Origin of the sequence: Pseudomonas sp. NY15435, assembly GCF_048068295.1 — a bacterium.
Classification (GTDB): Bacteria; Pseudomonadota; Gammaproteobacteria; order Pseudomonadales; family Pseudomonadaceae; genus Pseudomonas.
This window is the reverse complement of the sequence record NZ_JBLUQA010000003.1, coordinates 621,208-627,502: the sequence shown is the minus strand read 5'-3', so window position 1 is coordinate 627,502 and position 6,295 is coordinate 621,208. Positions and strand designations below refer to the sequence as shown.

The window sequence follows — 6,295 nt, the reverse complement described above, 5'->3', positions numbered from 1 at the left end:
CCAAACCGGGCAGAGCTTGGGGCATATCGCCCAGCCGCCTGCTCGGCAGGTCGTTTTTTGAAGCAACTGGGCTATCGGACTCGGAACGTCGGGGCTAATTCAGACCATCCTTAGCGCTGATATCAGAGATTTGCTTGGCGACGGGAGCGCGATGGTCGGAAGCTCAACGTCTGACTTGGCCGATGGTTCGTGCCGGCTGTGTGGTATTCGCCAACACCAAGTCTAAGCGTGTCCGCTCTGTGCCGATCTCCCAGGAGTTGCAAGATCGTCTTGAGGCCTACTTCGCCAAGAAAGACCGTTTCCCTTTCTGCCGAGAAGCATTCGCCCGCATGCTGAAGCGCTGCAACATCGAGCTGCCGCGTGGCCAGTGTACTCACGTCCTGCGCCACACCTTCGCGTCGCACTTCATGATGAATGGCGGAAATATCCTGGCACTCAAGGAGATTCTTGGGCACACCTCGTTGAATATGACGATGCGTTATGCACATCTGACTCCCGAATACTTGCAAGACGCAATAAGGCTTAATCCAATATCAAATCTTAAGGATGGTTCGGAGGCGTCGGGAGTTGTGTGAAGTACAGTAGATGAAATTTATGGAGGTTGCATTATTGGGGTTTGGGTATTTAGGTTGAGAGACGGTTCTGCCTTTGTATTATTTTCATCTAATTAGTCTGCTGTTTCCGTGCATGGTTTGTGTCTCGTGGTTTTAGATCCCCTTTGGATTTTGTGTAAGAGGTTTTAGTGGGGTTTGTTTGTTGGTTGATTTTTGGCGCCAATAAACTAAAGGCTATCGCGAGATGAGATGCTCGGTACAAGGGTGATTCGGAATGGCTATAAAACGAAAAGGTTCTTCTGCTGTGGTGAAAGCGCTAACTCTGGTAAAGGATTTCAAATTATTGTTATGAGAAAAACATCTAAGTCTCTTAGTGAATTTTCGTAAGCCTTAACTATTGTAATTTTTGCGATGGGGCCTTCATGGCACTCTTCTAATCTCCGATGTGCTTGGTTGTTTCGGTTGTTTCTTGTTTGAAGCTGATGCTTTCTTGGGGAAGGGTCATCAATGTCTGAGTGAGTTGCTTGCTATTTTTTATATGTGGTGAGCAAGGTCTTGGATTGACCGCTTTAGATTGTTGTTGAGGGGTCTTTGTTGATGGGTTAAGAGTGCTCAATGGTTGAGGTTGAATTTTATGGAGAGTTACAGCAAGACTGTCTCGGCTTTCTGGGTGTTAATAAGCTTCATGGTTTTAACTATAAGCTCAAACGCCGCAATGGCGGAGACGCTCGATGAAAAAGCATGGAATTCGGTTTGGGATAGATTGTCTAAATTTTTACCTGCGAATACCTCTTCCGAAGAAGTTCATGCACTAACTATTGTAGTTCCCGCGACATGGGCTTCTCGAGATCGTGACGGATTAGTTGAGCTTCAACGTATAGCGGGTGCTATTCCTGAGAATACTTTTAATGTAGATCCTTCGCGAATGAGTCTGAGTCTTCATCAGGCTTATAGTAGAATTATATCTGATGTTGCACTTCCTGAACTTCCAAAGGCTCAGGAAGACGAGTTTTTAAAAGCTCAAAATGAATACAATAAGGCTGTTGATGAATATATTGCGCGTGTCAATTCGTTTCGGCAGTTGTGGAAGGAAAGGCAAGAGGAGCTGAAGGCGCAAGGTGAGCCGGTGGATACCTTGGCAAGGAATCAGTTCAAGTCTGATTTAGGAGGTTATTTTAATAGCGTTCAGGCCAAGCTTCAGGTTGCTACCGTCAAGGTCCAAAAATATGCTCCTATTGGTTCACATTGGATTGATGCGCTCAAACTTCTGCGTGCTGAGTTGGCCAATGCCTCTAGCGATATGACCGGGGTGTATAGCTATGAAGGCGGGTTTGCGACATTAAAGTCAATATCTGCAGATTGTTCAAACGAAAATGAAGAGGGGTGGGATGTTTGGTCTTTTAATCAAACTACTAGCTCTCAGACTGTGAGATCTTCTAATTGGAATGGTGGCGGTGGTTGGAGTGGGGGTTTTGTTAATGTAAATTTGGGAGGGGGTGGTGGTAATGGTTCAAATGTAGTTATGACGTCCGGTGATAATATAAAGATAAAATTTTGTAATTTGACCTATGTTTCGCTCCGTCCTGGGCCTTGGTTTGATCCATCTTTTCTACAGGCAATCGATGCTGGGGTGCTGACAATGAAACCTGGTGCACAGCTAGGCGGAAAGGAAAAAATATTTGGCCCAGACGGATCTATACCTAGATTAGTGAAAGGCGCAATCGTAGCGCGTCGAATGGTTTTTGAAGCTAAGTTGAGTACTACTTATTTGAGCGAAATGCGTAAAAACTCTGGTGGTAGCGGCGGAGTTCGCATTGGGCCGTGGAGTATTGGAGGGGGTGGCGGAAGTTCGGAGTTTAAGCGAGAGTATAATACGGCGGATGGGTATTATGGTCGGTCAACATCTACAGATGTTCCGGTTGTCATAGCAATTGTGACCGAGTCAACCAAGTAATAAGAGGCTGCGGTCATGAAGGGAGCATATGTATTAGGGCACGTGCTGATTGTTTTTTTTGGAGCTCTAGCTGGTGCTTTTTTAAGTAAAGATTTTAGAGCGCATGTTTTGGAGCTGGTGCATCATCTGCAAAGCGGAAATTGGGAGGTTGTAACTGATAATGCAGCGATAGAAAGTATTGTTCGAAAAAAGTATGAGGATAGTTCAAAGTGGGTTGTGAGCTTTGCGGCAACAAGTGGCGAAGCTTTTTCGTTAGATACAACCTCTTCTCGACGAGATACTATTCGCTCATTGGGTCGCCAGACTTTGGCGGAGTCCGTAAATCTGAGGTTTAATTCGACATCGCTTCAAGCTGCATATGGGGATTTTTTATCCAGCTCCTTGCTGGAGTTGTCAGGCGACAGTTTTGATTCAAATGGTGATCCATTAAGGCGGCTTGCTGATGAACTACAGAGAAGGTATGCCGGGCGCCCGACGCCTATTGATTTTTCCTTGTATGAAAAAGCTCAACAACGCTTGGCTGCCCTTCCTAATACTGAGACTTTAAAAAAAGCTATAAAGGACTATGGCGAGCAGGGGGTCGGGATATCGTTTGATTTTCCAGCCTTTGAAGTGGCATCTATGCCATCGGATGATGCACCAGGAGCGTGGAATAAGGGGGCGCTAGTGCTCCCTCAGTCGGGTAAGTGCCGAGCTAAAGTAATGCCTAGCTCGGATCCGAATGAGAGTATTGAAGCAAACCTTGCTTTCCTGCCTCGGATTCTGGAGGTCTCATTAGAGCGGGCGTGGATTTCTAGCGATCTTCTTGACAAGAAAAGTATCGAAAATGGGCAGTTAACATCTGGCTATTTTGAGTCAGACGGAAGTTTGCGTGTTATTCCTGAGCGTATATGGGTTTTGATGCCTGAAAATGCTTGGATCCAGGCAGATAGTGAATTGGATGGAAAGAAGCTGCGCTCTTGGGGGGAGGGGAATGTATGCTGTAAAGTTACATGTGCTGGGCTTGTTGCAAATCTTAGTCCTACTAGTTTTCATGCCAATCCAGATGCAACCTTCTCAATGCGGCGGGCTGATCAGATTCCTCTGCTTTATGCAATAATTAGTCGGCGAAGGGCGGCTCCATGAATAGCCCCGGGAGAGGTTTCAAGATTACTGGGCTTGCAGTGCATTTCCTGGCTTGGTTGTTGATATGTTTGATCTTGCTAGGTGTGTCAATTGCTGTACCAGATGCGTTGTATTTTGGCGGAACTCCACCGATCCCGCTAAGGGCTAATCCTAAGTTGCTAATGATTGGGGTGCTTCTAGCTCCTGTCTGTTTTCTTGTTCTGTATTTTGCCGTGCGGTCGGTTGGTAAGGAAAGGGTAGTTCTCGGTATCGCAGGTATGTGTTCCGCGATATTAAGCTTATGTATTGTCGTAGTATCTTTGTTTCCTGGGTCCGGTAGTATTGTGGGTCGTGACTTGGTTCAACAGCCTGAAGTAGCTGTGAATCCTTCAGTCTTTGCATTTACAGTATTCTTTAGTAATGGAGGCTCTGCCCTTTCTGCATCTGAGATTGAGCGGCTGGAGAACTCATTTGCTGTATTTAGGTCTTGTGAGTCTGGGACTCTTTGGGTTAGAGGATTTGCCAGTTCGTCAAAATTCATAAGAAATAATGAGGCGATGAATTTAATGTTGGCAAATAAGAGGGCGGTTGCTGTAAAGGATGTATTGGAAAGAATCACGTCGGAGGCAGTAAGTGTCTTTGAGTGGGGGGCATTTGAGGACATGATGTCTGCTCGTCGCTTGCGTGATACAACGCTGGACGATAAGCCTATAGAAAAGATGGAGGGGTATAATCGAAGAGTGGAGGTGTTTTGGAATGATAGTGTGTGTTTGGGGTTCGGGTTTAGCCCCGCATTAGCACCTCCCGTATCTGGCACATCTGTGACGCCGCTGCAAGATTAGCTAAGTATATAAGTTATCTTTTCTATTTTATTTATTTGAATTTTTTTAGCTTTTACTCTCATCGGAGGTGACTTTTCTGTCGGACAACCGGTGTAGTAACTTGCTCCCGTCGCAACCTGCCCAAGATTTGGGGGCGAGGTTATGGATAAGCCTTTCCGGTTTCGACTTTCCTTCGACACCTGCTTGGGAGGGCTTTTGGAAATGCTAATTAGATCAGTGGCTTAGGTGGAGGGTGTCCGGTTTTGGCGATTTGCGCGTAAAATGATCGGCTTTTCGTCTTGCCCTTCGGATTTCAGAGCACCATGGCCAGCACCCTTTCGGTCAACCAGAACAAACTGCAGAAACGCCTGCGCCGCCAGGTTGGCGAAGCGGTCACCGACTTCAACATGATCGAGGACGGCGACAAGGTCATGGTCTGCCTGTCCGGCGGCAAGGATAGCTATACCCTGCTGGACATCCTGCTGTACCTGCAGAAAGTCGCGCCAATCCAGTTCGAGATCGTCGCGGTGAACATGGACCAGAAGCAGCCCGGCTTCCCTGAGCACGTGCTGCCGGCCTACCTGGAATCCATCGGCGTGCAGTACCACATCATCGAGAAGGACACCTACTCGGTGGTGAAGGAGAAGATCCCGGAGGGCAAGACCACCTGCTCGCTGTGCTCGCGCCTGCGCCGTGGCACCCTCTACACCTACGCCGACGAGATCGGCGCGACCAAGATGGCGCTGGGGCACCACCGCGACGACATCCTGGAAACCTTCTTCCTTAATATGTTCTACGGCGGCACCCTCAAGGCCATGCCGCCCAAGCTGCTGTCCGACGACGGCCGCAACGTGGTGATCCGCCCGCTGGCGTACTGCAACGAGAAGGATATCGAGGCCTACTCGGTGCTCAAGGAGTTCCCGATTATTCCGTGCAACCTGTGCGGTTCGCAGGAAAACCTGCAGCGCCAAGTGGTCAAGGAGATGCTGCTGGACTGGGAGCGGAAGTCGCCGGGCCGCACCGAGATCATGTTCCGTGCCCTGCAGAACGTGGTGCCGTCGCAACTGGCCGACCGCAACCTGTTCGACTTCAACAGCCTGCGCATCGACGAGACCGCCACCCCGCGCTTTCTCGACGTGATGAACCTGTAATTCCTTCCGCAAGGACGTTCGATGCGCGATTACCAGTGGCTGTACGAGTTCTGCCTGAACCGCTTCGGCTCGGTCGAAGCGCTGGAAGCCCGCCTGCCACACTGCAAGTCGCCGGCAGAGCTGGCGGCGGTCGGCGATGATCGCTACCTGTCGCTGATCAGCCTGCGCATCTTCCGCGCCGGGCTCAAGCACAGCCTGGTAGATGCCAAGTGGCCGGCCTTCGAGGAAGTCTTCTTCGGCTTCGATCCGGAGAAGGTCGTGTTGATGGGCGGCGAGCGTCTGGAAAACCTGATGCAGGATGCCCGGCTGATCCGCCACCTGGGCAAGCTCAAGAGCGTGCCGCGCAACGCCCAGTTCGTCCTGGATATCGCCCGGGAGTACGGCAGCTTCGGCAAGTTGCTGGCAGACTGGCCGTCCAGCGACATTGTTGGCTTATGGAAGCTGGTGGCCAAGCGTGGCAGCCAGTTGGGCGGAATGTCCGCGCCACGTTTCCTGCGCATGGCTGGGAAGGACACCTTTGTTCTCAGTGATGACGTAGTCGCCGCGCTCAAGGCCCAGGAAATCGTCGACAAGACGCCGACCAGTCTGAAGGACCTGGCCCTGGTGCAGGCCGCATTCAACACCTGGCAGGAACAAAGCGGTCGTCCGCTGTGCCATATCTCGATGATGCTGTCGTACACGGTCAACCACTGACGCGCAGCTCGGCTGCGG

Annotated in this window: 5 protein-coding genes and 1 pseudogene; all 6 read left to right on the top strand. The window is 49.9% G+C overall.

Annotation, left to right across the window (positions count from 1 at the left end):
* Positions 1 to 104: 104 nt before the first annotated feature.
* Positions 105 to 575, top strand: a pseudogene (locus tag ACNFH5_RS10280) (tyrosine-type recombinase/integrase); the annotation flags it as partial.
* A 613-nt stretch (positions 576 to 1,188) separates the two neighbouring features.
* On the top strand, positions 1,189 to 2,508 hold the full coding sequence (locus tag ACNFH5_RS10275; protein ID WP_416745622.1) for a hypothetical protein: 1,320 nt from the start codon (positions 1,189 to 1,191) through the stop codon (positions 2,506 to 2,508).
* A gap of 15 nt (positions 2,509 to 2,523) precedes the next feature.
* Positions 2,524 to 3,633, top strand: a complete 1,110-nt coding sequence (locus ACNFH5_RS10270; RefSeq protein ID WP_416745620.1) for a hypothetical protein — start codon at positions 2,524 to 2,526, stop codon at positions 3,631 to 3,633.
* On the top strand, positions 3,630 to 4,454 hold the full coding sequence (locus tag ACNFH5_RS10265; RefSeq protein WP_416745618.1) for a hypothetical protein: 825 nt from the start codon (positions 3,630 to 3,632) through the stop codon (positions 4,452 to 4,454). The genes ACNFH5_RS10270 and ACNFH5_RS10265 overlap by 4 nt, the downstream gene beginning before the upstream one ends.
* Before the next feature lie 302 nt (positions 4,455 to 4,756).
* Complete coding sequence (ttcA, locus tag ACNFH5_RS10260; protein WP_017522174.1) at positions 4,757 to 5,584, top strand: tRNA 2-thiocytidine(32) synthetase TtcA; 828 nt, start codon at positions 4,757 to 4,759, stop codon at positions 5,582 to 5,584.
* Between the two features lie 21 nt (positions 5,585 to 5,605).
* Complete coding sequence (locus ACNFH5_RS10255) at positions 5,606 to 6,277, top strand: DNA-3-methyladenine glycosylase I (RefSeq protein WP_416745616.1); 672 nt, start codon at positions 5,606 to 5,608, stop codon at positions 6,275 to 6,277.
* Positions 6,278 to 6,295: the final 18 nt, after the last annotated feature.

Bases quoted from the DNA above. Each gene is read 5' to 3' on its own strand.
- ttcA (WP_017522174.1), top strand. From the start codon at position 4,757: ATGGCCAGCACCCTTTCGGTCAACCAGAACAAACTGCAGAAACGCCTG.
- ACNFH5_RS10255 (WP_416745616.1), top strand. From the start codon at position 5,606: ATGCGCGATTACCAGTGGCTGTACGAGTTCTGCCTGAACCGCTTCGGC.
- ACNFH5_RS10275 (WP_416745622.1), top strand. From the start codon at position 1,189: ATGGAGAGTTACAGCAAGACTGTCTCGGCTTTCTGGGTGTTAATAAGC.
- ACNFH5_RS10270 (WP_416745620.1), top strand. From the start codon at position 2,524: ATGAAGGGAGCATATGTATTAGGGCACGTGCTGATTGTTTTTTTTGGA.
- ACNFH5_RS10265 (WP_416745618.1), top strand. From the start codon at position 3,630: ATGAATAGCCCCGGGAGAGGTTTCAAGATTACTGGGCTTGCAGTGCAT.